The following is a 26397-nucleotide window of genomic DNA, read 5'->3' on the forward strand; positions in this document are numbered from 1 at the left end:
TTTACCATCCGCGCTGCGTCAGGTCCGGCGGACGGCTCAGGCCGGGCTGTCGATGGCGATGCGGTCGGGCGGAAAGCGCAGGGCGAACACGCTGCCCTTGCCGGGTTCGCTGGTGATCAGCAGTTCGGCGTCGTGGCGCATGGCGATGTGCTTGGTGATCGCCAGCCCCAGGCCGGTGCCGCCCACCGCGCGCGAACGGCCGCGGTCCACGCGGTAGAAACGCTCGGTCAGGCGGGGCAGGTGGCGCGCGGGGATGCCGATGCCGGTGTCCTGCACGCTGTAGCGCGCGCCGCCGTCTTCCTCGCGCTCCCAGCGTACGGTGATGGTGCCGCCGTCCGGCGTGTAGCGCACCGCGTTGGTCAGCAGGTTGGACAGGGCCGAGGTCAGTTCGGTTTCGGCGCCCAGCACGTCCAGGGATTCATCGATGTGCCACTCCAGCACGTGGCGGCCGCCCGACAGGGCCTCGATCTGCTGGCGCGCCTTCTGCAGCAGCGCGCCCATGTTGACCGCGCGCGGGTCGCTGCCCGGCGAGGATTCCAGCGTGGACAGGGTCAGCAAGTCTTCGACGATGGCCTGCATGCGCTGGGCCTGCTCGTGCATCATGTCGATGTACTGCTCGCGTTGTTCGGCGGGCAGGGCGTCGGCGGGCATGTCGCGCAGGGTTTCCAGAAAACCCGCCAGTACCGTCAGAGGCGTGCGCAATTCGTGCGAGACATTGGCCACGAAGTCGCGGCGCGTGGTTTCCAGGCGTTCGATCTGGGTGACGTCGCGCGTGATCAGCAGGCGCTGGTTGCTGGCGTAGGCCGTCAGTTGCATCATCATCAGCCGCTCCTGGCCTTGCTGGCCCAGGCGCACCAGTATGGGCTCGGGCCAGGACGGACGGTGCGCATATTCGACGAATTCGGGCGCGCGCAGCAGGTTCAGCAGGTTATGGCCGCGGTCGGCCGGCAGGCGCAGGCCCAGGTGCTGGCGCGCCATGCGGTTGCACCAGTCGATCTGGAAATCCTCGTTCAGCGTCACCGCGCCGTCCGGCAGCGCTTGCGCCGCGGCCAGCATGCCCTGCATGGTGTTCTGGGTTTCGTTCAGTTCGCGGGCCCGGGCGCGGGTGTAGCGGTACAGCGGCGCGAGGATGTCGTCCCAGGGGCCGACCGAAGCGGGCGGCGAGGTATCGGGGTGGTTGGCCCAGTGGGACACCAGGTGCAGGCGCCAGCTGCGCCAGAGCAGCATGGCGGCCAGCGCGAAGGAAAACAGTATCCAGCCCGCCGGGTCTCCTATGAGCCATTGGGCCAGTAATGCGGCAACCGCCCACAGGGCGACCAGGAAAAGAGTGCGCAGCCAGATCATCGTGCGGGAGTTTTTACCGCGTCGGGAGCTGGGCAGTAAACCGGTAGCCGCTGCCGCGGACCGTTTCCACGTGCGCGTCGTGGCCGCTGGGTTCCAGCGCCTTGCGCAGGCGGCGGATGTGTACGTCGACCGTGCGCTCTTCCACGAAGACGTGGTCGCCCCAGACCTGATCCAGCAGCTGGGAACGCGAGAACACGCGTTCGGGGTGCGTCATGAAAAAGTGCAGCAGGCGGAATTCGGTGGGGCCGATCTGCAGCGACTGGCTGTTGCCCGACAGGCGATGCGTCACCGGATCCAGCTTCAGGCCGCCCACGTCGATCACGTCGTCGGTCAGCTGGGGGGCGCGGCGGCGCAGCACGGCCTTGATGCGTGCCATCAGCTCCTTGGGCGAGAAGGGCTTGGTAATGTAGTCGTCGGCGCCGGCTTCCAGGCCGTCGACTTTGTCCTGCTCGGAACCCTTGGCGGTCAGCATGATCACCGGCACGGCGCGGGTGCGCTCGTCGTTGCGCAGTTTGCGCGCCATGGCCAGGCCGGAGGTGCCGGGCAGCATCCAGTCCAGCAGGATCAGGTCGGGAAGTTCGGCGCGGATCAGGGTCTGGGCCTGGTCGGCGTCGAAGGCGCGCAGCACCTTGTGTCCGGCGAAGGACAGGTTGACGGCGATCAGTTCCTGGATGGCGGGTTCGTCTTCGACGACGAGGATGGTGCTGGACATGGCGGATTGGGCACACTTCTGAGCGCCGGCGCGGCGCGAACATTGCGATAGTATGGCCGCAATATTTCAGGTATGTGACCGCCGGGCGTCATTGTCCGCGTCCGCCGGCCGCCCGCGGGAGCCCGATAGGCTACCATTGAACGATATATCGGGAATTCACCATGCAAAACCCCTCCGAATCGCAACATTCCGCGGATTCCGCCTCGCAATCGACCCATTTCGGCTTCCAGACGGTGCCGGAAGGCGAAAAGGCCCGCAAAGTCGCCGAAGTATTCCATTCGGTCGCCCAGCGCTACGACGTCATGAACGATTTCATGTCGGCCGGGCTGCACCGCGTCTGGAAGGCGTTCACCATTGGCCGCGCCGCCATCCGCCCCGGCATGAAGGTGCTGGACATTGCCGGCGGCACGGGCGATCTGGCAAAGGCCTTCGCCAAGCGCGCCGGCCCCACGGGCGAGGTCTGGCTCACGGACATCAACGACTCCATGCTGCGCGTGGGCCGCGACCGCCTGACCGATGCCGGCCTGCTGGTCCCCACCGCCGTGTGCGACGCCGAGCGCCTGCCGTTCCCCACCGGCCATTTCGACCGCGTCAGCGTGGCTTTCGGTCTGCGCAACATGACCCACAAGGACCGCGCCCTGGCTGAAATGACCCGGGTGCTGAAGCCGGGCGGCAAGCTGCTGGTGCTGGAATTTTCGCGCGTGGCCAAGCCGCTGGCCCCCGCCTACGACTGGTATTCCTTCAATGTGCTGCCCTGGCTGGGCAAGAAGGTCGCCAAGGACGAAGCCAGCTACCGCTATCTGGCCGAATCCATCCGCATGCACCCCGACCAGGAAACCCTGGCGGACATGCTGCGCACGGCCGGGCTGGAACGGGTGCAGTACTTCAACCTGACCGCCGGCATCGCCGCTCTGCACGAAGGCGTGAAGCTGGGCTGATCCGCCCCGGCCATCCGGATTTTTCGCCGCCCTGCGGGAACTTGTGGGGCGGCGTCTTGTCCGTTATTCTTACGGTATTCAGATTAATGTAAGAAAAGTCGCGACGAAGGTCCCGCGGTCCGTGGGACTTCCTGCTGCTCGGGGCGGCAGGAGCGCGAGTACGAGGGAGCAAACCTATGTCCAAATTCTGTCTTTCGCGGTTTGTCGCCGCGGCGCTGATCGCCGTTTCCGGCGCGGCACTGGTGACGGCGTCGTTTGACGCCGAAGCCCGCCGTGCGGGCGGCGGCAGCAGCGTCGGCCGACAATCCTCCAACGTGACCCAGCAGCGCCAGGCGACCACGCCGCCGACCGCCGCCAGCAACACGGCGGGCGCTACCGCCGCTCCGGCAGCCGCCGGCGCGGCCACGGCCGGCGCTGCCACTGCGGGCGCCGCCGCCAAGAGCGGCGCTTCGCGCTGGCTCGGCCCCATCGCCGGCATCGCCGCTGGCCTGGGTATCGCCGCGCTGCTCTCCAGCATGGGCCTGTCGGGCGCTTTCGCCGAGTTCCTCGGCTCCGCGCTGCTGATCGCCGCGGTCGTGTTCGCCGTCATGTTCATCATCCGCCGCCTGCGCGGCTCCGGTCCGCGCACTGCCACGCAGGGCGCGTTCGGTGGCGCCAACAACGCGCCGGGCCAGCAGCAACAGCAGCCGATGTGGCGTGAAACGCTGAAGCCGGCGGCTCCTGCTGCAGCGGCTCCGGTTGCCGCCGCCGCGGCGCCGGCCGCGATGCCCAAGATGGGCGACGACAACAACTGGTTCGTGCCGGGTGACTTCGATACGCCCAACTTCCTGAAGCAGGCCAAGGAGCAGTTCGTGCGCATCCAGGCCGTCTGGGACAGCGGCAGCACCGATGGCCTGCGCGAGTTCCTGACCGACGACCTGATCACCGAGCTCAAGCCGCAGCTGGCCGAGCGCGGCGCGGCGCCCAACAAGACCGAAGTGGTCCTGCTGAACGCTGAAATGCTGGGCATCGAAACCGTGTCCGACGGCCACCTGGCCAGCGTGCGCTTCTCCGGCATGCTGCGCGAAGCGCCGGGCGCCGAGGCCTTCCGCTTCGAGGAAGTCTGGAACCTGTTCAAGCCCGCCAATGGCGGCTGGCTGCTGGCAGGCATCCAGCAGATCCCGGTGGATCTCGCCAGCTAAGCCTGGCCGGCCGGGGCCGATCCCCACCTCCGTTGCGGATGCCGCAAGGCATCTGTTTGAACCGGCCCTTACAGGGCCGGTTTTTCCATGTGCTTGCGCAAAACACCCAGCCATCTAACCCGTTACACTCCCGATTTACCCATTAACTTCCGCAACCCCCGCAATCGGGGCCGTTGCAGACCGCCATGCTGCCTCTTCCGTTCCTGCCCACCCCCTCGCGACTGGCTGTAAGCGCGCTCAACGCCCTGTTGCGGCGCGAGGACTGGGCGCGCGCGCGCCTGGTCCGGCATGCGGGCAAGACGGTGCGTTTCGCGCTGGGCGGCTTCAGCCTGGGCCTCACCATCGATAGCGAAGGCCTGGCGGCCCAGGCCGATGCGGCCGTGGTGCCCGACGTGACCCTGACGGTCGCGCCTGAAAAACTGCCGCTACCGCGCCTGGGCGCGGACCGCGAGCGCCCCGATTTCGCCGAGGCCACCCATATCTCGGGCGACGCGGCGCTGGCGCAGGTGGTGTCGGACCTGTCCAAGCAGCTGCGCTGGGATCCGGAGGACGCGCTGGCCCGGGTGGTGGGCGACATCGCCGCGCTGCGTCTGGTGGGTGGGGCGCGCGCGGCCGCCGGCGGCGCGCGCACGGCCAGCCTGAGACTGGCCGAGAACGTGTCCGAGTACCTGTCCGAGGAAAGCGGCATGCTGGCCAGCCGACCGGCGCTGGAACAGTGGCGGCTGGACCTGGCCGAGCTGAACGCCCGCGCCGAGGCGCTGGCCCGCTCGGCCGCCGCGCTGCAAACCCGCCTGGCATCCGCCAGCGCAAAGCGGGGCGCCTGATACATGTTTCCCCTGCTGCGCCTTTTCCGCATCATTCTGGTTTCGCTGCGCTACGGCCTGGATGAGCTGGTGCTCTCCAGCCTGAACCATCCGCTGGCCACCTGCCTGCTGCGCGTCATCCGCCTGGGCACGCGTCCGCGCAAGCCGCGCGGCTTGAGGCTGCGCCTGGCGCTGGAGTCGCTGGGCCCCATCTTCGTGAAGTTCGGACAGGTGCTGTCCACCCGCCGCGACCTGATCCCCGCCGATATCGCCGACGAACTGGCGCTCTTGCAGGACCGCGTGCCGCCGTTCCCCTCGGCGCAGGCCGCGGCCTGCATCGAGGCGGCGCTGGGCGCGCCGCCCGAGAAGCTGTTCGCGCAGTTCGAAGTGGATCCGGTGGCCTCGGCCTCGATCGCGCAGGTGCACTTTGCCGTGCTGCACGACGGCCGCGAGGTCGCGGTCAAGGTGCTGCGCCCGGGCATGCTCAGCATCATCGAGAAAGACCTGTCGCTGCTGAAAGTGGTGGCGCGCATCATCGAACGCCTGGGCGCCGACGGCCGCCGCCTGAAGCCGCGCGAAGTGGTGGCCGAGTTCGACAAGTACCTGCACGACGAGCTGGACCTGGTGCGAGAAGCGTCCAATTGCAGCCAGTTGCGCCGCAACTTCGGCCCCGAGTCCGGCCGCGGCGACATGCTGATCGTGCCCGAGGTGATCTGGGAATACACGGCATCCACGGTCTTCACCATGCAGCGCATGTACGGCATGCCGGTGGGCCAGGTGGAGCGCATGCGCGAGGCCGGCATCGACATCCCGACGCTGGCGCGCACCGGCGTGGAGATCTTCTTCACCCAGGTCTTCACCGACGGCTTCTTCCACGCCGACATGCACCCGGGCAACATCTACGTGTCCGACCGTCCGGAAACGCTGGGCAGCTACATCGCCCTGGACTTCGGCATCGTGGGCTCGCTGTCCGAGTTCGACAAGAATTACCTGGCGCAGAATTTCCTGGCCTTCTTCCACCGCGATTACCGCCGCGTGGCGCAACTGCACATTGAATCGGGCTGGGTGCCGCCCGATACGCGCGAAGAAGAACTGGAAGGCGCCGTGCGCGCCGTCTGCGAACCGTACTTTGACCGGCCATTGTCGGAGATCTCGCTGGGGCAGGTGCTCTTGCGGCTGTTCCAGACCTCGCGCCGGTTCAATGTGGAGATCCAGCCGCAGCTGGTCCTGTTGCAGAAGACCCTGCTGAACGTTGAAGGATTGGGCCGCCAGCTCGATCCCAACCTGGATCTCTGGAAGACCGCCAAGCCCTATCTGGAACGCTGGATGCGTCAGCGCGTCGGATTCAAGGGGCTGCGGCAGAGCCTGGAAAAAGAAGCCGCGCAGTGGTCGCAAATGCTGCCTGCTTTGCCCAGGCTGGTCCATGACCACCTGAGCCGTCCCAACGTCTCGCCCGCCTTGCTGGCCGAGATGATCCAGTTGCGGCGGGCCCAGGAACAGAACAACCGGCTGGTTGCAGCGCTGGTTGGGGTGGCCGCGGTTGCCATCGGGGTCGCGATATGGGCCTTGACCCGATAGGCGGCGCGATGATCTAGACGGTATCTGTCATGTTTCATTCATGAAACGGTCATCATAGCTTCGCGGTACACGGCGAAAAATAGCGCTGCGGTGGATGAATGCAGCGCCCTCGCCGGCAGCGCGCGCGCCATTCTTAATCTCTATATCTATAGCCCCACTAGCGGGACGAATACAAGGGCAGACCATGCTTTATCCTGAACTCTTCAAGACCATGGAAGCCGTGCGCTGGAACATGGCGCATGACATTCCCTGGGGCGACTTCGATCGCAGCAAGCTCTCGGACGAGCAGGCACACACGATCAAGATGAACGCCATCACGGAATGGGCCGCCTTGCCGGCCACCGAAATGTTCCTGCGCGACAACCGCGGCGACAGCGATTTCTGCGCGTTCATGTCGGTGTGGTTCTTTGAAGAGCAGAAGCATTCGCTGGTGCTGATCGAATACCTGCGCCGCTTCCGTCCGGACCTGATGCCCACCGAGGAAGAGCTGCACAACGTGCGCTTCGAGTTCGACGCCGCGCCCGAACTCGAAACCCTGATGCTGCATTTCTGCGGCGAAGTCCGTTTGAACCACTGGTACCGCCGCGCCGCCGAATGGCACACGGAACCGGTCATCAAGGCCATCTACAAGACCGTGGCCCAGGACGAGGCCCGCCACGCCGGCGCCTACCTGCAGTACATGCGCCGCGCGCTGCACGACCGCGGCCAGGACACGAGCGAGCAGGCGCGCCTGGCGTTCTCCAAGATCGGCGTGCTGATGGCGTCGGCCGGCCGCACGCAGCAGGCCCTGCATCCGACCAACCTGCACGTGAACAAGGACCTGTTCCCCAACGACACGGTGCAGTCGCGCCTGCCGGAACCCGGCTGGCTGGAGCACTGGCTGGACACGCAGATCCGCTTTGACGGCGTGTGGGAGCAGAAGGTCGCCACCCGTATCCTGCACATCCTGTCCAAGCTGATGGACCGCAGCTTCGAAACGGTGAAGGACCTGAACCGCTACCGCAAGGAAATGACGGCCCTGATCGTGCCCAAGGAAAAGCAGATCATCCTGGGCGGCGCCTGAGCCGGGGCGATACAATCGCCGCATGCCTGCCGCCCGTTTCGAATCCAAGGTCCTGTCCCGCGACGAATGCGTCGCTGCCGTCGCCGACGGCCGCTATCCGCGGCCGGTGGTGTTCACCAACGGCGTCTTCGACATCCTGCACCGGGGCCACGCGACCTACCTCGACCAGGCCGCCCAACTGGGCGCGACCCTGGTGGTGGCGGTGAACACCGACGAGTCGGTGCGGCGCCTGGGCAAGGGCGCCGAGCGTCCGCTGAATCGCATGGAAGACCGCGCCGCCTTGCTGGCGGCGCTGGGCTTCGTGACCGTGGTCACGTCCTTCCATGAAGACACGCCCGAAGCCCTGATCGGCCAGCTCAAGCCTGACCTGATCGTCAAGGGCGGCGACTACGACATGGAAAAGCTGCCCGAGACCGCCCTGGTCAAGAGCTGGGGCGGCCGCGCGGTGGCGATTCCATTCGAGTTCGAGCGCTCGACCACGGCGCTCGTGAAGAAAATCCAGAACAAGTAAACCGGGCCCCGTAGCGGCTCAGCGCGGTTCCCGCAGCAGGCGGTTGATTGCTTCCAGGTCCGCTTCGGCCAGGATGCCGCTGGTGGCCTTCAGGCGCAGGCTGGCGAGCACCGTGCTGTAGCGCGCCAGCGCCAGGTCGCGCTGGGTGGCATAGAGCTGCTGCTGGGCGTTGAGCACGTCCAGGTTGATGCGCACGCCGACCTCGTAGCCGGTGCGGTTGGCCTCGACCGCGGCGCGGCTGGATTTTTCGCCTGCCTCCAGCGCCTGGATGCGGGCCAGGCCGCTGGTGACGCCGGTGTAGTACTGGCGCGCGGCCTGCACGGCCTGGCGGCGCGCTGCCTCATAGTCATGGCGCGCCTTCTGTTCCAGCTGGACCTTTTCGGTCACTTGCGACGACACCCCGCCGCCCGAGTACAGCGGGATCGACAGCACCACGCCGATGGTGCTGTCGATGGGCTTTCCGGGCGCGGCATTGCGCATCACGGCGTCGCTGGCGCTGCCGCTGCTGGCGCGCAGGTTCAGGGTGGGATAGTGGCCGCTTTTGGCGATCTGGATCTCGCGGCCGGCGATGCGCGTCAGAAGCTGCGCGCGCAGCACGTCCAGGCTGGAGGACTCGGCCTGGTTGCTCCAGTCGGCCACGCGGGCGGGCTGCGGCGCGGGCAGTTGCACGCCATAGGGCAGTTCGGACAAGGCGCCGGGCGGCGTGCCGATGATCTTGGCCAGTTCATCGCGGCGGACTTCCAGGTCGTTCTGCAGGCGCAGTTCCTGCGCCACCACCAAGTCGTAGCGCGCCTGCGCTTCGTAGGTGTCGGTGATGGTGGCGTTGCCGAGTTCGAAGTTGCGCTTGGCGGATTCCAGCTGCCCGGCCACGGCGGCCTTCTCGGCCTCGGTGGCGGTCAGCGTGTCCTGGGCGTAGAGCACGTTGAAATAGGCGTCGGCCACGCGCAGCAGCAAGTCCTGGTAAGCCTGTTGCAGCTGCACTTCGACGTCGGCGACGATCAGCTTGGACTGTTCGAAGTTCTGCCAGCGGCCCCAGTCGAACAGCGGCTGGGTCAGGGACAAATCCCAGACGCCGCGGCCGCCGCTATAGGCGATGCCCATGCCGCGAGTGCTGCGGGTTTCCTGGTAGGCGCCGCCGGCTTCGGCGGAAATCAAGGGCAGGAGCAGCGAACGGGCCTGGGGTTCTTTTTCCAGGCCGGCGCGATAGTTGGCGCGCGCTGCGGCGTAGATCGGGTCATTGCCCAGCGCCGATTGCCAGATCTGGATCAGGTTCTGCGCGCGGGCAAGCGTCGGGCCGACGCTTGCGGCGCAGGTAAAAACCAGTAAAGCCGTTAGCAATCGGAAACGCATGGTGGTCAACGATACGCCGGGCCGCCCGGGGCGCGGCGGCCCCGTCAAGGAGGCAGGCGCCGGGCGGCAGGGTTGGGGATCAGAACTTGAACTGGGAGACCGTGACGCCGCGCAGCGGCTTGATGACGGTTTCGAACAGGTTCACCGTTTCGAAGCTGGCCGCGGTGGTGCGGGTGATGCGACAGGCCGTCATGACGGGCGCCTGGCCCACGATCACGACCAGGCGGCCACCCACGCGCAGCTGGTACTTCAGCGCGTCGGGGACGGTCGGCACGGAACCCGTGACGAGGATGGCGTCGTATTCGGTGGAGCCCCAGCCGTTGCGGGCGTCGCCGGTTTCGACCTTGACGTTGGTGACGTTGTTCATCTGCAGGTTCTGCTGCGCGAACGTCACCAGGCGGCTATCGATTTCGACCGAGGTGACCTGCTGCGCCAGGTAGCCCAGCAGCGCGGCCTGGTAGCCGGAGCCGGTGCCGATCTCCAGCACGCAGTCGGACTTGGTCAGCTGCAGCTCTTGCGCCAGGCGGGCTTCCACCTTGGGCGCCAGCATGTTCTGGCGGGTGTTGACCGCGTTGATCTCAAGCGGCAGTTCCAGGTCGGAAAACGCCAGCGCGCGCAGGGCCGGCGGAACGAATTGTTCGCGGCGCACATCGAACAGCGCTTGCAGCACGTTGGCGTCCAGAACGTCCCACGGGCGGATCTGCTGTTCCACCATGTTGAAGCGGGCTTGTTCTACGTCGGGCAGGGTCGAAGCGTTCATGACGGTCAGAAAAAACAGAGGAATCAACAGACCATTGTACCGATTCGTAGCGTACTGTGACGCCCGGCCCCGCCGACAGATGTTTCAGACGCCCGGATCTACCACCAGGCGTGGAAGTGGTGCACCGGGCCGTGGCCCGACCCCACCGACAGGCGCTCGGCGTGGCGGATGGCCTCCGTGAGGTAGGCCTTGGCGCGACGCGCCGCCTCGGGCACGTCCCCGGTTTGCGGCAGCAGGGCGGCCAGCGCCGCCGACAGCGTGCAGCCGGTGCCGTGGGTATTAGCGGTTTCGATGCGGTGGCCGGGCAGCTCGATCATGCGGTCGCCGTCGTGCAGCAGGTCGATGGTCTCGTTGCCGGGCAGGTGGCCGCCCTTGACCAGCACCCAGCGCTCGCCCGAATGGGCCAGCTTGTTGCGCAGGCGTTCGGCCACGCGCCGCATTTCCTTGACCGTCTCGACCGGGCGCTCTTCCAGCAGCACGCCGGCTTCGGGCAGGTTGGGCGTCAGCAGGGTGGACTGCGGCAGCAGGGCTTCGCGCATGGCGCCCACGGCGTCGCGCTCCAGGAGCAGGTCGCCGCTCTTGGCCACCATGACCGGGTCCAGCACCACGTGGGCGGGGGTCCACTTGGCGAGCTTCTCGGCCACCACCTGGATCACCGGCTGCTGGCCCAGCATGCCGATCTTGACCGCGTCGATGCGCACGTCCGCGAACAGCGTGTCGATCTGCTGGCCAACGAAAGCGGGCGGCACCGCAGAGATGCCGGTGACGCCCTGGGTGTTCTGCGCCGTCAGCGCGGCGATCACCGCGCAGCCGTAGGCGCCCAGCGCGCTCATGGCCTTCACGTCGGCCAGGATGCCGGCGCCGCCGGACGGGTCGACGCCGGCGATGGTCAACGCGTTGGGGATGGGGCGGCCGCTGGCGGCCTGCTGGCGACCGTTCATTTGGGGGCGCCTGCCGTGATCAGGCCTTCGTTGGGCGAGCTGGGAGCGCCGCTGTACAGCTTCTTGGGCATGCGGCCGGCCAGGAAGGCCTCGCGGCCGGCTTCAACGCCTTTCTTCATGGCGCTGGCCATCAGGATGGGATCGCGCGCGCCGGCGATGGCGGTGTTCATCAGGACGGCGTCGCAGCCCAGTTCCATGGCGATGGCGGCGTCCGACGCGGTACCCACGCCGGCGTCCACCACGATGGGCACGCGGGCCTGTTCGATGATCAGGCGCAGGTTCCAGGGATTCAGGATACCCATGCCCGAGCCGATCAGCGAGGCCAGCGGCATCACGGCGACCGCGCCCAGGTCTTCCAGCATGCGGCACTGGATGGGATCGTCGGTGCAATACACCATGACCTTGAAGCCTTCGTCCACCAGGGTCTTGGTGGCCTTGAGCGTCTCCGGCATGTTGGGGAACAGGGTCTGCGGGTCGCCCAGCACTTCCAGCTTCACGAGGTCGTGGCCGTCCAGCAGTTCGCGCGCCAGGCGCAGCGTGCGCACGGCCTCGTCGGCGCTGTAGCAGCCGGCGGTGTTGGGCAGCAGCGTGAATTTGGACGGCGGGACGTAGTCCAGCAGATTCGGTTCACCGGCGTTCTGGCCGATATTGGTGCGGCGGATGGCGACGGTGACGATCTCGGTGCCGCTGGCGTCCAACGCCGCGCGGGTCTGTTCGAAGTCCTTGTACTTGCCGGTGCCGACGAGCAGGCGCGACGAGTAGGCGCGGCCGGCGATGGTGAGGGTGTCTTGAGTGGTCATGGCGGAGGTTCAAAGGGCGGGTGCGCACGATGCGAGACCCGCGGGGACTGGCGATTCGTTGGACGAATGATAAAGCACGGCGCCGCGCGGCAGACCCGTCCGGTGAAATGTAGCGTTCCAATATTTGCAGATCGCGGCGCGGACGCGGTTCAGCGCAGGCGGTCCAGATCGGCGCAGATCGCCTCGGCGGCGTCGATCAGGCGCGGACCCGGGCGGTACAGGGCGTCGGCGTCCACGCCGTACACGCGCCCCAGCCGCGCGGCGGGCAGCCCCAGCGCCTGCCAGGCTGCCAGGTTGCGGGCGCCGTCCTCGGGTCGGGACGTGCCGGCCAGCACGGCCTCGGGCCGCGCCGCCAGCACGCTTTCCAGCGTGACCTGGGGCGCCACCACGGGGGCCTGGCCGAAGACATTGACGCCGCCGCAGACGCGCAGGGCGTCACTGACGATGCTGCTGTCGTTCAGGGTGTAGATGGGATCCAGCCCCGCCTGCACGAAGACGCGCACGGGGCGGCGGCCGGCATAGCGGGCGGCCAGGGCGTCCAGCCGCGCGCGCAGGGCCTGGGCCGCGGGCCGCGCCTGCGCTTCGGTGCCGAACAGGGCACCCATGCGTTCGACTGCATCGGGGATGGCGGCCAGGGTCTGCGGATCGCTGTAGAACACCGGCACGCCCAGTTTGTCCATCACCCGCGCCAGCGGCGCGGCGGCGGCGGGCTGCCAGGCGATCAGCAGGTCCGGGCGCACGGCCGCCACGCGTTCGGGATCGGGCTGGGTGCCGTCGCCGATGACGGGCAGCTGGCGAGCGGCGGGCGGATAGTCGCTGCCGCGGATGGTGGCGATGAGCCGGTCGCCCGCGCCCGCGGCAAAGACGAGTTCGGTGGCGTGCGGGGCCAGGGTGACGGCGCGTTGCGCGGGGGCGGCCAGCGAGACCTGGCGTCCCTGGTCGTCGCGGACCTGGATGGCCGCGCCGGCCGCGGCACGGGTTGCCGGACCTGCCAGGGAACTTGCCGCGGCGGGTCCCGCAGACAGCAGCGCGCCCAGGGCCAGGAACAGCCCCGGAGCGATGCGAGGGAGGGTGCGTGCGCGGGTCATGCAGGAGACCGATATAGCCAGCGGGGAACGCCGACTATATCGGAATGCCGCGATCAGTAGCGCAGCGTGAGTGACGCGTAGAAGTTGCGGCCAGGCGCGGGGTACAGGCTGTAGTTGGCGACCGGGCCCAGCATCTCGAACGAAGCATTGCCGCCGCGGATGCCGTACGTGGCGTACTGGCGGTCGAAGATGTTGTTCACGCCGATGGCGCCTTCGATGTTGCGCGTGAACTTGTACGCCACCTTGGTGTTGAACAGTACGTAGGCGTCCAGTTCCTTGGCGAACTGGTTGGCCTGGTCGTTGTCCATGCGCGACTTGCCCACGTATTGCGCCGTCACGTTCCACAGGAACGCATCGGTGGGACGCCAGGTCACGCCGGCGTTGGCCAGCCACTTGGGCGCCAGCGGCACGGTCTTGCCAGCCAGGTCCACGCCGGCGTAGGTGCCGGAGCGGAATTGCGCTTCCATCCAGGTCAGGTTGGCGTCCAGCGACACGCTGCTGGAAATGGCGGTGTGGCCTTCCAGTTCGATGCCTTGGCGGCGGGTCGGATCCAGGTTGGTGTTGGCGCCCGTGCCCGGGCCCCAGATGCCGTCGGCCAGCGGGTTGTACTGGATCTCGTTGGTCAGGTCATAGCGGAAGTACGACAGGCGGGCGCTGCTGCTGGCCGATTGCCAGGTCACGCCGATTTCCTTGTCGGTGGAGGTCTGCGGCGCCAGCGGGGTCTGCACCGACAGCAGTTCATCGGCGTTGGGCAGGCGGAAGCTGCGGCCGACCTTGCCATACACGCCGAAGCCGGCGGGCAGGTCCTGGCGCACGCCCAGCTGCCAGGCGGTCAGGTGGTTGCTGCGGTCCGACGCCGTGCCCGAGCCGGAAATCACGTCCAGGTCGTCGGAGGCGTACTGGCGGCGGACGCCGGCCGTCACGTAGGTGGTATCGGTGGCGCGTACCTGGCCTTCGGCGAACAGGCCGTACTGGTGCTGGCGCGACTGCCACTTCGAGGGCTGGAAGTCGTAGTAGGCGTTCTGGTTGGCGGTGGTCTTGGCTTCCTGGCCGTCGGCGCCGAAGACGATGCTGTGGCCGCCGTTGATCGGCAGGCGGTAGCGCACGCTGGCGATGTTCTCTTCCAGCTTCTGGTCGCGCAGGATGTCGCCGAAGCCGTCGTAGGTCAGGCCGTCGAGCTTCTTTTCGCGGGTCGACAGGTCGGCGTACAAGGTGCCGGCGCCGATGGCCTGCTCGAGCTGCAGGCCGAAGGTGGTGGTGGTGGTCTTGACGTAATCGACGTCGTTCTTCGAGCCGCGCGGATCGTCCTGGTATTCGTTCAGGCCGGTCTTGGGGTTGATCGTGCGCGGGCCGGGCAGTTCCAGCTTCTGGGTGGTGGTGCGGCCGTACAGGCGGATCGAGCCGTCGTCATGGCGGAAGGTGATGCCGCCGCCGCCGCCCTCGCGCCGCTCGCCGCTGTGATCGCGGTAGCCGTCGCTGTGCAGCGACTGCATGTAGGCGTCGATGCCGACCTTTTCATTGTTCATGGCCACGGCGGCGTCATACTGGCGCAGGCCGTAGCTGCCGAAGGTGGCGGTGGCGCGGGCGCTTACCGGTTCCTTGGCGAAATCAGGGCGCGTGATGATGTTGATCACGCCGCCGGTGGTGCCGCCGCCATATTGCACCGAACCGCTGCCGCGCACGATTTCAATGCGCTCGACCTGGTCCAGCGGCACCACGCCCAGGCTGGGGGCCGACAGGTCGTTGGTGTTCTGCTTCACGCCGTCGATCAGGATCAGCGTGTTGCTGGCGCCGGTGATGCCGAAGCCGCGCAGGTCGACGATGGAGTTGTCGCTGGAGCTGCTGGTGTTGATCAGATGGATGCCGGCCTGGGTCGACAGCACGTCCTGCATGGTGCGGGCGCTGGACGCGGCGATGTCCTCGGCGGTGATGATCGAGATCGACACCGGCAGCGTGCGGCCGTCGGTCGGCACGCGCTGGGCGGTGACCGTGATGGCGTCGAACTGGGGAGTGTCGGGGGCGGCTTGCTGGGCGGCGGCGACGGCCGGGGCGGAGCAGAGCAGGGCGCCGGCGTAGCGCCGGATGGAGCGGGTTTTCATCTACGTAACCTCGATGCGACCCGCGACCCCGCAGGCCATTCACGATGGGGAGGATGCCCAAGCCGCGGCGGGCCGGTGAGGGCCTGGCGGCATTGCATGGACTTCCTGGCGATCGAACAGGCCGGTATCGGGCTGCCATGGGCGCATTGCGCGCATGGGGACCGTTGCGGGGGCAGCACAGGCTGGAGCCAGGGTTTGCCGGCGCCTTGTGGGGCGGCAGTCCTGGGAGGTTCTTCCTGTTTCCCGTTTACCTTTCGCGCGCGGCTGGCAAGTGTTGCGTTCTTGCCTGCCCAGTGCGCCGAAAGCACCGGTTCGGGGCCGAAACTGTATCACCGGGAGGCGCGGATAGGCCCATTTTGTTACGATCAGGGCTTGTTTTTGCGGCGTTTTTCGCTTTTTCGCCACATAGCGCCGCCATCGCCAACTCCATCCGGACCTGCCCGTGTCGTATCCCCGCCTGCCTTACCCGCCCGAAGCCTATACCCACGGCAGCGAATTCGCCCGCCTGCTGGGCAAGCGCATCCTGATCCTGGATGGCGCCATGGGCACCATGATCCAGCGCTACAAGCTGGGCGAGGCGGATTTCCGCGGCGAGCGCTTCGCCGACCACGGCAAGGACGTCAAGGGCAACAACGAGCTGCTGTCGCTGGTGCGTCCGGACGTGATCTCCGAGATCCATCGCCAGTACCTGGAAGCCGGCGCCGACGTCATCGAGACCAACACCTTCGGCGCCACCACCATCGCGCAGGGCGACTATGAACTGCCAGAACTGGCCTACGAACTGAACCTGGTGTCCGCGCGCCTGGCGCGCGAGGCCTGTGACGCCTACAGCACGCCCGAGCGGCCGCGCTTCGTGGCCGGCGCGCTGGGACCGCAGCCCAAGACCGCGTCGATCTCGCCGGACGTGAACGATCCGGGCGCGCGCAACGTCACCTTCGAGGAATTGCGCGTCGCCTATGTGGAGCAGCTCAACGGCCTGTTGGACGGCGGCATCGACATCGTCCTGATCGAAACCATCTTCGACACCCTGAACGCCAAGGCGGCCATCTTCGCCACCGAGGAAGTGTTCGAGGCGCGCGGCGTGCGCCTGCCCGTGATGATCTCGGGCACGGTGACCGACGCGTCCGGGCGCATCCTGTCCGGCCAGACCGTGGAAGCCTTCTGGAACTCGGTGCGCCACGCGCGCCCCATCACCATCGGCCTGAACTGCGCGCTGGGCGCGGCGCTGATGCGGCCCTACGTGGCCGAGCTGGCCCGCATCTGCGACACCTACGTCTGCGTCTATCCGAACGCCGGCCTGCCCAATCCCATGGCCGAGACCGGCTTTGACGAAACCCCGGCCGATACCTCGGCGCTGTTGGAGGAATTCGCCCGGGCCGGGCTGGTCAACATGTCGGGCGGCTGTTGCGGCACCACCCCGGACCACATCCGCGAGATCGCGGCCAAGGTCATGTCGCTGACTCCGCGCGCCGTGCCGGACATTCCGGTCAAGACCCGCCTGTCGGGCCTGGAGCCGCTGAACATCGACGAAGACACGCTGTACGTCAACGTCGGTGAACGTACCAACGTGACGGGCAGCAAGATGTTCGCCCGCCTGATCCGCGAAGAGAAATACGACGAGGCGCTGGCCGTGGCCCGCCAGCAGGTCGAGAATGGCGCGCAGATCATCGACATCAACATGGACGAGGCCATGCTGGATTCGGTGGCCTGCATGCGGCGCTTCCTCAACCTGATCGCCTCCGAGCCCGACATCGCGCGCGTGCCGATCATGATCGACAGCTCCAAGTGGGAAGTCATCGAAGAAGGCCTGAAGTGCGTGCAGGGCAAGCCCGTGGTGAACTCGATCTCCATGAAGGAAGGGCTGGAGCCCTTCCGCCACCATGCGCGCCTGTGCCGCCGCTACGGCGCGGCCGTGGTGGTGATGGCGTTCGACGAACAGGGCCAGGCCGACACGCTGGAGCGCCGCAAGGAAATCTGCGGCCGCGCCTACAAGATCCTGGTCGAGGAAGAAGGCTTCCCGCCGGAAGACATCATCTTCGATCCCAACGTCTTCGCGGTCGCCACCGGCATCGACGAACACAACCACTACGCCGTGGACTTCATCGAAGGCACGCGCTGGATCCGCGAGAACCTGCCCTACGCCCGCATCTCGGGAGGCGTGTCCAACGTCAGCTTTTCGTTCCGCGGCAATGAGCCCATGCGCGAGGCCATCCACACGGTGTTCCTCTATTACGCCGTCAAGGAAGGCATGACGATGGGCATCGTCAACGCCGGCCAGCTGGGCGTGTACGCCGACCTGGATCCCAAGCTGCGCGACCTGGTCGAGGACGTGGTGCTGGACCGCGCCGAGCCCGTGGGCAAGACGGAAGCCGACGACGAGCGCACCCCGACCGAGCGCCTGGTGCAGTTCGCCGACAGCGTGAAGGGCTCTGGCGCCAAGAAGGAAGAGGACCTGACCTGGCGTAATGCCGAGGTCGAGGCGCGCCTGTCGCATGCGCTGGTGCACGGCATCACCGCCTTCATCGTCGAGGACACCGAGGAAGCGCGCCAGAAGATCGCCGCGCGCGGCGGCCGTCCGATCGAAGTGATCGAAGGCCCGCTGATGGACGGCATGAACGTGGTGGGCGACCTGTTTGGCGAAGGCAAGATGTTCCTGCCGCAGGTGGTGAAGTCGGCCCGGGTCATGAAGCAGGCCGTGGCCCACCTGATTCCCTTCATCGAGGAAGAAAAGCGCCAGATCGCGGCCGCGGGCGGCGACGTGCGCGCCAAGGGCAAGATCGTCATCGCCACCGTCAAGGGCGACGTGCACGACATCGGCAAGAACATCGTATCGGTGGTCCTGCAGTGCAATAACTTCGAAGTCGTGAACATGGGCGTGATGGTGCCCTGCGCCCAGATCCTGGAAAAGGCCAAGGAAGAGAACGCCGACATCGTCGGCCTGTCCGGCCTGATCACGCCCAGCCTGGAAGAAATGGCCTACGTGGCCAGCGAAATGCAGCGCGACGAGTACTTCCGCAGCCGCAAGCTGCCGCTGATGATAGGCGGCGCCACCACCAGCCGCGTGCACACCGCCGTCAAGATCGCGCCCAACTACGAAGGCCCGGTGATCTACGTGCCGGACGCCAGCCGTTCCGTGGGCGTGGCGACGAACCTGATGTCGGACCAGTCCGCAACGTATCTGGCGGAGTTGGCCGAGGAATACGAAGAGGTGCGCCGCCGCCACGCCAACCGCAAGGCCACGCCCATCCTGCCGCTGGCGGAAGCGCGCGCCTCGCGTCCCGCGATCGACTGGGACAACTACACGCCGCCGCGCCCGAAGTTCATCGGCCGCCGCACATTCAAGAGCTACGACCTGGCCGAAATCGCCAAGTACGTGGACTGGGGCCCGTTCTTCCAGACCTGGAGCCTGTTCGGCCCGTTCCCCGCCATCCTGGACGACAAGGTCGTGGGCGAGCAGGCGCGCAAGGTCTACGCCGACGGCCTGGCCATGATGAAGCGCATCATCGAAGGCCGCTGGCTCACCGCCAACGGCGTGGTGGGCTTCTATCCGGCCAACAGCATCAACGACGAAGACATCGAGGTCTACAAGGACGAGACCCGCAGCGAAGTGCTGTTCACTTACCGCAATCTGCGCCAGCAGGGCGCCAAGCGCGAAGGCGTCAGCAACAAGTGCCTGTCCGATTTCATCGCGCCCAAGTCCAGCGGCAAGCTGGACTACATCGGCATGTTCGCCGTCACGGCGGGCCTGGGCATCGAAAAGAAGGAAGCGGAATTCGAAAAGGCCCTGGACGACTACTCCAGCATCATGCTGAAGTCGCTGGCCGACCGCCTGGCCGAAGGCTTCGCCGAATGCCTGCATGCCCGCGTGCGCCAGGATCTGTGGGGCTATGCGCCAGACGAAGCCCTGTCCAACGACGACATGATCGCCGAGAAGTACGTGGGCATCCGCCCCGCGCCCGGCTACCCGGCCTGCCCCGAACACGTCATCAAGACCGACATGTTCCGCGTGCTGGACGGCGCCGATATCGGCATGATGCTGACCGACAGCTATGCCATGTACCCGGCCTCCAGCGTGTCCGGCTTCTACTTCAGCCACCCGCAGTCGCAGTACTTCAACGTGGGCGTGATCGGCGAAGACCAGTTGCAGGACTACGCCGCCCGCAGTGGCCGCAGCATCGAAGACCTGAAGCGTACCCTGGCGCCGAACCTGGGTTGAGCGCTGCGGGGGAGCGGTCAGGCGTACTCGCTGGCCATTCCCCCGTCCATGCGGCTGCGCCGTTACGCCTGCTCTCCGTCTTGATGCGTCTTGCCTTTGCCCACATAGGGAATGGCCTGGTCTATGGTTTCCCAGATGTAGCGTCCCGATGGACTTTGCTGTTCCTCGGCCACGTGCGACACCAGGCCGGCCGCGCGCGAAATGACGGCGAAGCCGCGCATCAGTTCGGTCGGCACGCCGATCTCGCTGAGCAGCGCGGCCACCGCGCCGGTGGCGTTGATGGTGATGTGCTTGCCGTAGGTCTCGTCGATCGCGGCCGAGAGCAGGCGCAGCGCCTTGAGCGAGTCGCCCTTGAGTTCCGGTTCGGCCTCGGCCAGCGCCAGCAGCTTGATCGAGCGTGGGTCGTCGGGCTTGTGCAGATGGTGGCCGAAGCCGGGTAACGCGCTGCGCGATTCACGGAACTCGCGGGCGATCGCCAGGGCTTCTGCGCGGCCGTCGTCGGCCTGGCGGATGCGGTCCAGCAGGCGCGAGCAGTTTTCCATGGTGCCGACGAACTGGCTGCCTACCGCCATGAGGCCGGACGCCACCGCGCCCTGCAGGTTTTCCGGCGCGCTCATGTAGATCAGCCGGGTGGCGATGGCGCTGGGCGTCAGGCCATGCTCCATCAGCGTGACCAGCACCGCGTCGACGATGCGCAGGTCCACCGGGCGCGCCTCGCGGCCCAGGATCTGCATGATCATGACTTCGGTGAAGGTCTTCTTGCCGATCAGGTCTTCGACCAGATCCACGTCGCGGTAGGACATGCCGGTAAGGTGATGCGCGCAGAGGCGGGTTTCGGGCGTTTTCATGAGGTCTCCTTCAGGGCCGCGTCGCGCACGGCGTTTTTCAGTACCTTGCCCACGCTGGAGCGCGGCAGGCTGTCATGGATGTGGAATTGCTTGGGCGTGGCCACGGGGCCGAGCAGGGCGCGCACGTGCGCCTTCAACTCGTCCGCGCTGGCCTGCGAGCCGGGATGGAACTGCACGGCGGCGTGGACCGCTTCGCCCCACTTGTCGTCGGGCAGTCCGAACACCGAGCACTCGTAGACGGCGGGATGCGCGGACAGCGCATTCTCCACGTCCACCGGGTAGATGTTGAAGCCGCCGGTGATGATCACGTCGCGCAGCCGGTCCTTCAGGAACAGATAGCCGCGCGCATCGATCAGGCCGGTGTCGCCGGTATGCAGCCAGCCGTCCACCACCGTTTCGGCGGTTTTTTCGGGCAGGCGCCAGTAGCCCGACATGACCAGGTCGCCCTGCACCACGACCTCGCCGATCTCGCCGCGCGGCAGCAGCGCGCCGTCGGGCGACATGATGGCCACGTCGCTGAGCCAGGTGACGCGTCCGACCGAGGCGCGGTTCTCCGGCGCTTCCAGGTCGGCGGGGCGCAGCACCGTCATGATCTGCGGCGCCTCGGTCTGGCCGTAGGTGGTGCCCAGCACAGGGCCGAAGAATTCGCGCGCCCGATCGATCTTTTCCACGGGCATGGGCGCGCCGCCGTAGATCAGGTTGCGCAGCCGCGGGAAGTCGGCGCGCGATACGCCGGGCTGCGCCATGATCATGTAGATCAGGGTAGGCGGCATGAAGCTCAGCGTGCCGCCGCGCTCGCGGAAGGCGGCGGTGATGCTGGCCGGCGTGACGCCATCCAACAGCAGATGGGCGCCGCCGCGCGCCAGCACCGGCAAGAGGTATGTGCCGGTGCCGTGCGTGATGGGGGCGGCCACGACATAGCGGTCTTCGTGGGTCAGGCCCCAGCTCATGATCTGGTTGATGATGCCCGCGTTCCACGCGTGGTAGGGCTGCATCACGCCCTTGGGCAGGCCGGTGGTGCCGCCTGTGAACTTGATGGCCTGGGTGGCGTCGCGCGGTAGCGCGTGGCGCTGCGGCTCGCGTCCGGCGCAGCGGGCCAGCAGCTTATCCAGCGCCAGCGGCGCCGATGCGTCGTCCAGATGGATGTGGCGGCGGCCTTGCGGCGCCTGGGCCGGAGGCGCCAGCGGCGCGCCCACGCCGTCCACGATCACGATGGACGGCTCGGTGGCGTCCAGGATGCGCCCGATCTCGCGCTCCGTGCTGCGGTAGTTGAGCGGCACCCACACCTTGCCGCTGGCCAGCACGGCCAGCAGCGCCAGGATGTGCCGCGCGGAGTTGCCGGCGCAGATCGCCACCCGCGTCTGCGGCGCGGGATCCAGTTCTTGCAAGGCCGCGGCCAGCGCCCGCGTATCGGCGGCCAATTGCGAGTAAGTGACCTGGCCTTCGGGACCGTCCAGCGCGATGCGCTCCGGATACTGCTCGGCGGCGCGGAAGAAGAAATCTATCGGGTACATCCTGGTGTTCCTAGTTGGCTTTGAGGTTGGCGCTCTTGACGACCTTGCCCCATTTGTCGATCTCGCTGGCGATCTTCTGGGCGTAGGTCTCGGGGGTGTTGGGCTGCTGTGGCGCGTAGAAGCCGGATTGCTGGTAGGACGCCTGCAGCGCCGGGCTGGCCAGCGCCTTGTTGATGGCCTGGTTCAAGCGCTCGACGACGGGCTTGGGGGTGCCGGCCGGCGCCATCACGCCGAACCAGGATTCCACCTCGAAGCCGGGCAGGCCGGATTCGGCCAGCGTGGGCGTGTCGGGCGCGGAGGGCAGGCGCTGCGGCGAGGTCACGCCGATGGCGCGCAGCTTGCCGGCCTGCACGTGCGGCAGCGACGAGGGCAGGTTGTCGAACATGGAATCCACCTGGCCGCCCAGCAAGTCGGCCACGGCCGGGCCGCTGCCGCGGTACGGCACGTGCAGGATGTCGGTGCCGGTCTGCATCTTGAACAGCTCGCACGACAGGTGGATGGACGAGCCGCTGCCGGAAGAGGCGCAGGTCAGCTTGCCCGGATTCTTCTTCGCGTAGGCCACGTATTCCTGCACGGTCTTGATCGGCAGCTTGGGGTTGACGACCAGGATGTTCGGAATGGTCGCCAGCAGGCCCACGGGCTCGAAGCCCTTCACGAAGTCATAGTTGAGCTGGCTGTACAGCGTGCGGTTGATGGTGTTGGCGATGGAACCCACATACAGCGTGTAGCCGTCTGGCGCGGCGCGCGAGACGATTTCCGCGCCTATGTTGCTGTTGGCGCCGGTCTTGTTCTCCACCACGATGGTCTGGCCCAATTCTTCCGAGAGGGACTTCGCCATCAGGCGCGCCACGATGTCGGTGGCGCCGCCCGCCGCGTAGCCGACGACCAGCGTCACGGGACGCTCGGGATAGGGCTTGGCCGCCAGGGCCGGGGCCGCGAGCAGCGCACCCAGGGCGGCCGCCGCGGCGGCCCACCGCTTGCTTTGCATCTTCATTGTTGTCTCCGTCCTGTTTGTCTAATATTTAGACAGCTCTGCGTCTGCCCGGATCCATATTGGGCTTTGATAGGGGCCTCATCAACGCAAGCTGTCCAAAAAATGAACAAACCAGAATCCGAAGGCTCGGGGCCGCGCGTATTGCGCCGCGGGCTGCGCGTGCTGGGCGTGCTGCGGCAGGCGGGGGCGGCGGGCATGCACGTGGTCGACATCGCGCGCGCTGCGGGCATGCAGCGGACCACGGCCTATCGCTATCTCGACGTTCTGGTGCAGGAGGGCTACGCCTTGCGCGAGTCCGAGGCGCCGCGTTGGCGCGTGGCCGAGCTGGGCGTGATGATGGCGGGCGATCCGCATGCGCAGGCTGTGCGCGACCTGCGGCCGGTGCTGCGCCAGATCAGCGATGTCAGCGGCGATTCCGCTTTTCTCATCTGCCGCGCGGGCAACGATTCGCTTTGCCTGCACCGTGAAGTGGGCAACTATCCCGTGCAGGTGCTGGCGGTCACGGTGGGTCACCGCCAGCCGCTGGGCGTGGGGGCGGCCGGGTTGGCGCTATTGGCCGCGCTGCCGCCGGACGAGTCGGAAGAGGTAATTGCGCAGAACGAGCAGGCGCTACGCGCCTACGGCGGCATGACGGTGGCGCAGATGCGGCGCCTGGTGGAGAACACGCGCGGGCGCGGCTGGTCGGTGGTGGGCAACGCGGCGGTGCCGGGCGTGTTGGGGGTGGGCGTGGCCTTGTGCGACGCGGGCGGATATCCGCGCCTGGCCGTCAGCGTGTCCAGCCTGATCGGCCGCATGCAGGCGGCGCGCCAGCGCAATATCGCCGACCTGATCCGCGCCCAGTTGGCGCAGGATGAGGTCAGGACGCAGCGCTGGGCGCTGCCGGGGTTTCCCGCGGCTTAGGCGGCTGCCGGCGTCGGCACGCGGTAGGTCTTCTGGTAATGCACCGTGAAGGTCTTGAACGCGTCCAGGGCCTTGTGCGGATCGTGGCCAGGCTTGACCAGGAAGCTGTCGAAGCCGACGCGCGCCTGGTAGTGGATGGTATCGATCATCACGTCGCCGACCGCGCGCAGTTCGCCTTGCCATTGGTAGCGCGTGCGCAGCAGCTGCGCCAGCGAATAGCCGCGGCCATCGGTGTAGACCGGGAAGTCGACGGCGATGAAGGCGATGCCGGCGGGGTCCAGCGTGCCGTCGGCTTCTGCCAGGTCGCGCAGGTCGGCGTCGGGGTCAAGCAGTACCGCGACCGGATGCTGGTGGCGGCGCAAGGTGGCGCGCGAGGTCTTCCAGACGGAAAGCGGCACGATCCAGCCCGGCGCGTCGCCAGGCACCTGGCCTTCGGCGGGGACCTCGGGTTCAGGCGTGAAGACGCGCGAGGCGTCGGCTTCCAGGCGGCCGTTGCGGATCAGGTGCGGGCCGGGGGCGTCGTGCGGATAGATTTCAGACATGGGCGGCCTCGGCTTGCTGCGCGGGTTTGGCGAAGGCGGGATCGGAGTAGACGTCCTGCTTGAAGGGGTCGATGCCGACCCGGTCCACCACGTCGATGAAGCGTTCCTCTTCGCTGTCGCGCAGGCCCAGGTAAGTGCGGATCAGGCGGTCCACCACGCCAGCGACCTGCTCGCGCGCGAACGACGGGCCGATGATGCGGCCGATGGCGGCGCCGCCGCCGCGCGTGGATTCGATATCGGGCAGCGGCTTGGCGGCGCCGTTCTGGCGTCCGCCGATGGTGACCTGATACCACTCTTCGCCGGCCTTATCGACCCCGAGGATGCCGATGTGGCCCACGTGATGGTGGCCGCAGGAGTTGATGCAGCCCGAGATGTTCAGGTCCAGCTCGCCGATCTCGAAGAGATAGTCGAGATTGTCGAACTGGCGCTGGATGGCTTCGGCCACGGGGATGGAGACGGCATTGGCCAGCGCGCAGAAATCCCCGCCCGGACAGGCGATGATGTTGGTCAGCAGGCCGATGTTGGGCGTGGCCAGGTTCAGCGCCTGCAACGTGGTCCAGAGCTCGTGCAGGCGCGCGCGGCGCACGTCGGCCAGGATCAGGTTCTGCTCGTGCGAGACGCGCAGTTCGCCGAAGCCATAGTCATCGGCCAGGTCGGCTACCGCGTCCATCTGGTCGGCGGTGATGTCGCCCGGGGGCACGCCGGTGGGCTTGAGCGACACGGTGACGGCGGCATAGCCGGCCACCTTGTGCGGATGCACGTTGGTGCGCAGCCAGCGCGCAAAGCGCGGATCGGCGGCGGCCAGCGCGGCGGTGTTGTCCACGTCCTGCGCGGCAGCGGCATCGTATTGCGGCCAGACGAAACGGGCCTTGATGCTGTCGACGAATTCCTGGGTGATGGTGTCCGGGCCGCCCTTGATGAGCTGCCACTGTTCATCCACCTGCTGCGCATAGACTTCCGGTGTCAGGTCCTTGACCAGGATCTTGATGCGCGCCTTGTACTTGTTGTCGCGGCGGCCGTGCAGGTTGTAGACCCGCAGCGCGGCCTGCAGATAGGTCAGCAGGTCCTGCCATTCGACGAAGGGATTGATCAGCTTGCCGACGATGGGCGTGCGGCCCAGCCCGCCGCCCACCCAGACGCGAAAGCCCAGCTTGCCGTCGCGTTCGACGGCTTGCAGGCCGATGTCGTGCACGCCCACGGCCGCGCGGTCCTGCACGGCGCCGCTGACCGCGATCTTGAACTTGCGCGGCAGGAAGGCGAACTCCGGGTGCAGCGTGGACCACTGGCGGATGATCTCGCACCAAACCAGCGGATCCACCAGCTCGTCCGGCGCGACGCCGGCGAAGTGGTCGGTGGTGGTGTTGCGGATGCAGTTGCCGCTGGTCTGGATGGCATGCATCTGCACCGTGGCAAGTTCGGCCAGGATGGCCGGCACGTCTTCCAGCTTGGGCCAGTTGAACTGGATGTTCTGGCGGGTGCTGAAATGGCCGTAGCCGCGGTCCCATTTGCGGGCGATGTGCGCCAGCGTGCGCAATTGGCGCGACGCCAGGATGCCGTAGGGAATGGCGACGCGCAGCATGGGCGCGTGGCGCTGGATGTACAGGCCGTTCTGCAGGCGCAAAACGCGGAATTCATCTTCCGTTAGTTGGCCATCGAGGAAGCGGCGCGTCTGGTCGGAGAATTGCGCCACGCGTTGCTCGACTAGCTGCTGGTCGACGGGGTCATACACGTACATGTCTACTGCCCTTGAAGTCTTCTCGGTCTGGATCCCGGCGGTCGCCCGGCGCAATGCGGCAGGAGAAAGGGGTTCATAACCGTAACAGGCAGCTGTAGCGACCGTCTAAGTCATTCTGGTAATAAGATAATGGGGCCCCCACGCTGCGCGCGCTTGCGCGCGCTTGCTGCCCCCCGAGGGGGCTGTCCCGCCTTGGGGCGGCCCGGCGGCGGGACGGCCATTCTTGCGGGACGGTGGATTTACAACGCGGCGTTCACCGCCCAGCGCGCGACCAGCACCAGAATGACCACCAGACAAGCCGCCATCAGCAGCCCGGTCAATATCAATGGCGCCGGCTTGTTGTTGGCGATGTCGGCATCGTAGCCGCGCCCGCGGCGCACGCCGAAGAATCCCCACAGCACGGATTTGACCGTGCGCAAGAAACGCATGTTGTCTCTCCTGGCGTCGTGGCGGATAGCGCCAATGTAGGCTGCCGGACGT

The 26397-nt window shown here is 67.1% G+C and carries 22 protein-coding genes; 8 read left to right on the forward strand and 14 right to left on the reverse strand.

Features of this window, described 5'->3' with window-relative positions; translation table 11 throughout:
- Positions 1 to 36 precede the first annotated feature (36 nt).
- Together phoR and phoB are read right to left on the reverse strand one after the other, a co-directional pair.
- Positions 37 to 1344, reverse strand: a complete 1308-nt coding sequence (gene phoR / locus AC1RHV_RS15275) for a phosphate regulon sensor histidine kinase PhoR (protein WP_054454997.1) — start codon at positions 1342 to 1344, stop codon at positions 37 to 39.
- A 13-nt stretch (positions 1345 to 1357) separates the two neighbouring features.
- Positions 1358 to 2056, reverse strand: coding sequence for a phosphate regulon transcriptional regulator PhoB (gene phoB, locus AC1RHV_RS15280; protein WP_006227196.1), 699 nt, complete (start codon positions 2054 to 2056; stop codon positions 1358 to 1360).
- A gap of 161 nt (positions 2057 to 2217) precedes the next feature.
- Here phoB and ubiE point away from each other — a divergent pair, with 161 nt between their 5' ends.
- The 6 genes from ubiE to rfaE2 all read left to right on the forward strand — a co-directional run bounded on the left by ubiE (position 2218) and on the right by rfaE2 (position 8130).
- Positions 2218 to 2994: a bifunctional demethylmenaquinone methyltransferase/2-methoxy-6-polyprenyl-1,4-benzoquinol methylase UbiE gene (ubiE, locus tag AC1RHV_RS15285; RefSeq protein WP_054454995.1), complete on the forward strand. Its 777-nt coding sequence runs from the start codon at positions 2218 to 2220 to the stop codon at positions 2992 to 2994.
- 176 nt (positions 2995 to 3170) lie between these two features.
- Positions 3171 to 4175, forward strand: coding sequence for a Tim44 domain-containing protein (locus AC1RHV_RS15290; RefSeq protein WP_054454993.1), 1005 nt, complete (start codon positions 3171 to 3173; stop codon positions 4173 to 4175).
- A gap of 185 nt (positions 4176 to 4360) precedes the next feature.
- Entirely contained in the window at positions 4361 to 4999 is a 639-nt protein-coding gene (locus AC1RHV_RS15295; RefSeq protein ID WP_054454992.1) for a ubiquinone biosynthesis accessory factor UbiJ, read from the forward strand.
- Between the two features lie 3 nt (positions 5000 to 5002).
- Positions 5003 to 6556: a ubiquinone biosynthesis regulatory protein kinase UbiB gene (gene ubiB / locus AC1RHV_RS15300; RefSeq protein ID WP_054454990.1), complete on the forward strand. Its 1554-nt coding sequence runs from the start codon at positions 5003 to 5005 to the stop codon at positions 6554 to 6556.
- Positions 6557 to 6740: 184 nt separating this feature from the next.
- Positions 6741 to 7619 carry a ferritin family protein gene (locus tag AC1RHV_RS15305; RefSeq protein WP_492301236.1) on the forward strand — a complete coding sequence of 293 codons (879 nt, stop codon included), beginning with the start codon at positions 6741 to 6743 and terminating at the stop codon, positions 7617 to 7619.
- A 22-nt stretch (positions 7620 to 7641) separates the two neighbouring features.
- Positions 7642 to 8130 carry a D-glycero-beta-D-manno-heptose 1-phosphate adenylyltransferase gene (rfaE2, locus tag AC1RHV_RS15310; RefSeq protein ID WP_460360606.1) on the forward strand — a complete coding sequence of 163 codons (489 nt, stop codon included), beginning with the start codon at positions 7642 to 7644 and terminating at the stop codon, positions 8128 to 8130.
- 18 nt (positions 8131 to 8148) lie between these two features.
- On the opposite strand, the gene AC1RHV_RS15315 is transcribed toward rfaE2, so the two are convergent.
- The 6 genes from AC1RHV_RS15315 to AC1RHV_RS15340 all read right to left on the reverse strand — a co-directional run bounded on the left by AC1RHV_RS15315 (position 8149) and on the right by AC1RHV_RS15340 (position 15168).
- Positions 8149 to 9480: a TolC family outer membrane protein gene (locus AC1RHV_RS15315; protein WP_175180440.1), complete on the reverse strand. Its 1332-nt coding sequence runs from the start codon at positions 9478 to 9480 to the stop codon at positions 8149 to 8151.
- A gap of 79 nt (positions 9481 to 9559) precedes the next feature.
- A complete protein-coding gene (locus AC1RHV_RS15320) occupies positions 9560 to 10240 on the reverse strand; it encodes a protein-L-isoaspartate O-methyltransferase family protein (RefSeq protein WP_054454984.1) in 681 nt (226 codons plus the stop codon).
- A gap of 98 nt (positions 10241 to 10338) precedes the next feature.
- Positions 10339 to 11181, reverse strand: coding sequence for a bifunctional hydroxymethylpyrimidine kinase/phosphomethylpyrimidine kinase (gene thiD / locus AC1RHV_RS15325; RefSeq protein ID WP_054454982.1), 843 nt, complete (start codon positions 11179 to 11181; stop codon positions 10339 to 10341).
- Positions 11178 to 11981 (reverse strand): thiazole synthase, encoded by an 804-nt coding sequence (locus tag AC1RHV_RS15330; protein ID WP_054454980.1) that lies wholly within the window; start codon positions 11979 to 11981, stop codon positions 11178 to 11180. Before AC1RHV_RS15330 ends, thiD begins: the two co-directional genes overlap by 4 nt.
- Positions 11982 to 12130: 149 nt before the next feature.
- Entirely contained in the window at positions 12131 to 13069 is a 939-nt protein-coding gene (locus AC1RHV_RS15335; RefSeq protein WP_192330445.1) for a cobalamin-binding protein, read from the reverse strand.
- Between the two features lie 53 nt (positions 13070 to 13122).
- Positions 13123 to 15168, reverse strand: a complete 2046-nt coding sequence (locus AC1RHV_RS15340; RefSeq protein WP_054454975.1) for a TonB-dependent receptor — start codon at positions 15166 to 15168, stop codon at positions 13123 to 13125.
- A 442-nt stretch (positions 15169 to 15610) separates the two neighbouring features.
- On the opposite strand from AC1RHV_RS15340, the gene metH reads away from it, so the two are divergent.
- Positions 15611 to 19384 (forward strand): methionine synthase, encoded by a 3774-nt coding sequence (gene metH, locus AC1RHV_RS15345; RefSeq protein WP_492301239.1) that lies wholly within the window; start codon positions 15611 to 15613, stop codon positions 19382 to 19384.
- Positions 19385 to 19446: 62 nt separating this feature from the next.
- Here metH and AC1RHV_RS15350 read toward each other — a convergent pair whose 3' ends face one another.
- From AC1RHV_RS15350 to AC1RHV_RS15360, 3 genes are read right to left on the reverse strand one after another with little or no spacing between them, the layout of a single operon-like run.
- Positions 19447 to 20232: a citryl-CoA lyase gene (locus tag AC1RHV_RS15350; protein ID WP_054454971.1), complete on the reverse strand. Its 786-nt coding sequence runs from the start codon at positions 20230 to 20232 to the stop codon at positions 19447 to 19449.
- Positions 20229 to 21746: a class I adenylate-forming enzyme family protein gene (locus AC1RHV_RS15355; RefSeq protein ID WP_492301240.1), complete on the reverse strand. Its 1518-nt coding sequence runs from the start codon at positions 21744 to 21746 to the stop codon at positions 20229 to 20231. The genes AC1RHV_RS15350 and AC1RHV_RS15355 overlap by 4 nt, the downstream gene beginning before the upstream one ends.
- A 10-nt stretch (positions 21747 to 21756) precedes the next feature.
- The gene (locus AC1RHV_RS15360) at positions 21757 to 22740 is read right to left on the reverse strand and encodes a Bug family tripartite tricarboxylate transporter substrate binding protein (RefSeq protein WP_119452181.1); all 984 of its coding nucleotides are present in this window, start codon (positions 22738 to 22740) and stop codon (positions 21757 to 21759) included.
- A gap of 102 nt (positions 22741 to 22842) precedes the next feature.
- On the opposite strand from AC1RHV_RS15360, the gene AC1RHV_RS15365 reads away from it, so the two are divergent.
- A complete protein-coding gene (locus tag AC1RHV_RS15365; RefSeq protein WP_054454964.1) occupies positions 22843 to 23640 on the forward strand; it encodes an IclR family transcriptional regulator in 798 nt (265 codons plus the stop codon).
- Here AC1RHV_RS15365 and AC1RHV_RS15370 read toward each other — a convergent pair.
- The 3 genes from AC1RHV_RS15370 to AC1RHV_RS15380 form a co-directional block, all read right to left on the reverse strand.
- The gene (locus AC1RHV_RS15370) at positions 23637 to 24182 is read right to left on the reverse strand and encodes a DUF934 domain-containing protein (protein ID WP_054454960.1); all 546 of its coding nucleotides are present in this window, start codon (positions 24180 to 24182) and stop codon (positions 23637 to 23639) included. The two genes, AC1RHV_RS15365 and AC1RHV_RS15370, sit on opposite strands and share 4 nt — an antisense overlap.
- A complete protein-coding gene (locus AC1RHV_RS15375; protein ID WP_054454958.1) occupies positions 24175 to 25917 on the reverse strand; it encodes a nitrite/sulfite reductase in 1743 nt (580 codons plus the stop codon). Before AC1RHV_RS15375 ends, AC1RHV_RS15370 begins: the two co-directional genes overlap by 8 nt.
- A gap of 239 nt (positions 25918 to 26156) precedes the next feature.
- Positions 26157 to 26345: a DUF2970 domain-containing protein gene (locus tag AC1RHV_RS15380; RefSeq protein ID WP_492301243.1), complete on the reverse strand. Its 189-nt coding sequence runs from the start codon at positions 26343 to 26345 to the stop codon at positions 26157 to 26159.
- Positions 26346 to 26397: the final 52 nt, after the last annotated feature.

This window comes from Achromobacter sp. GW823-FHT04E03 (genome assembly GCF_058796095.1).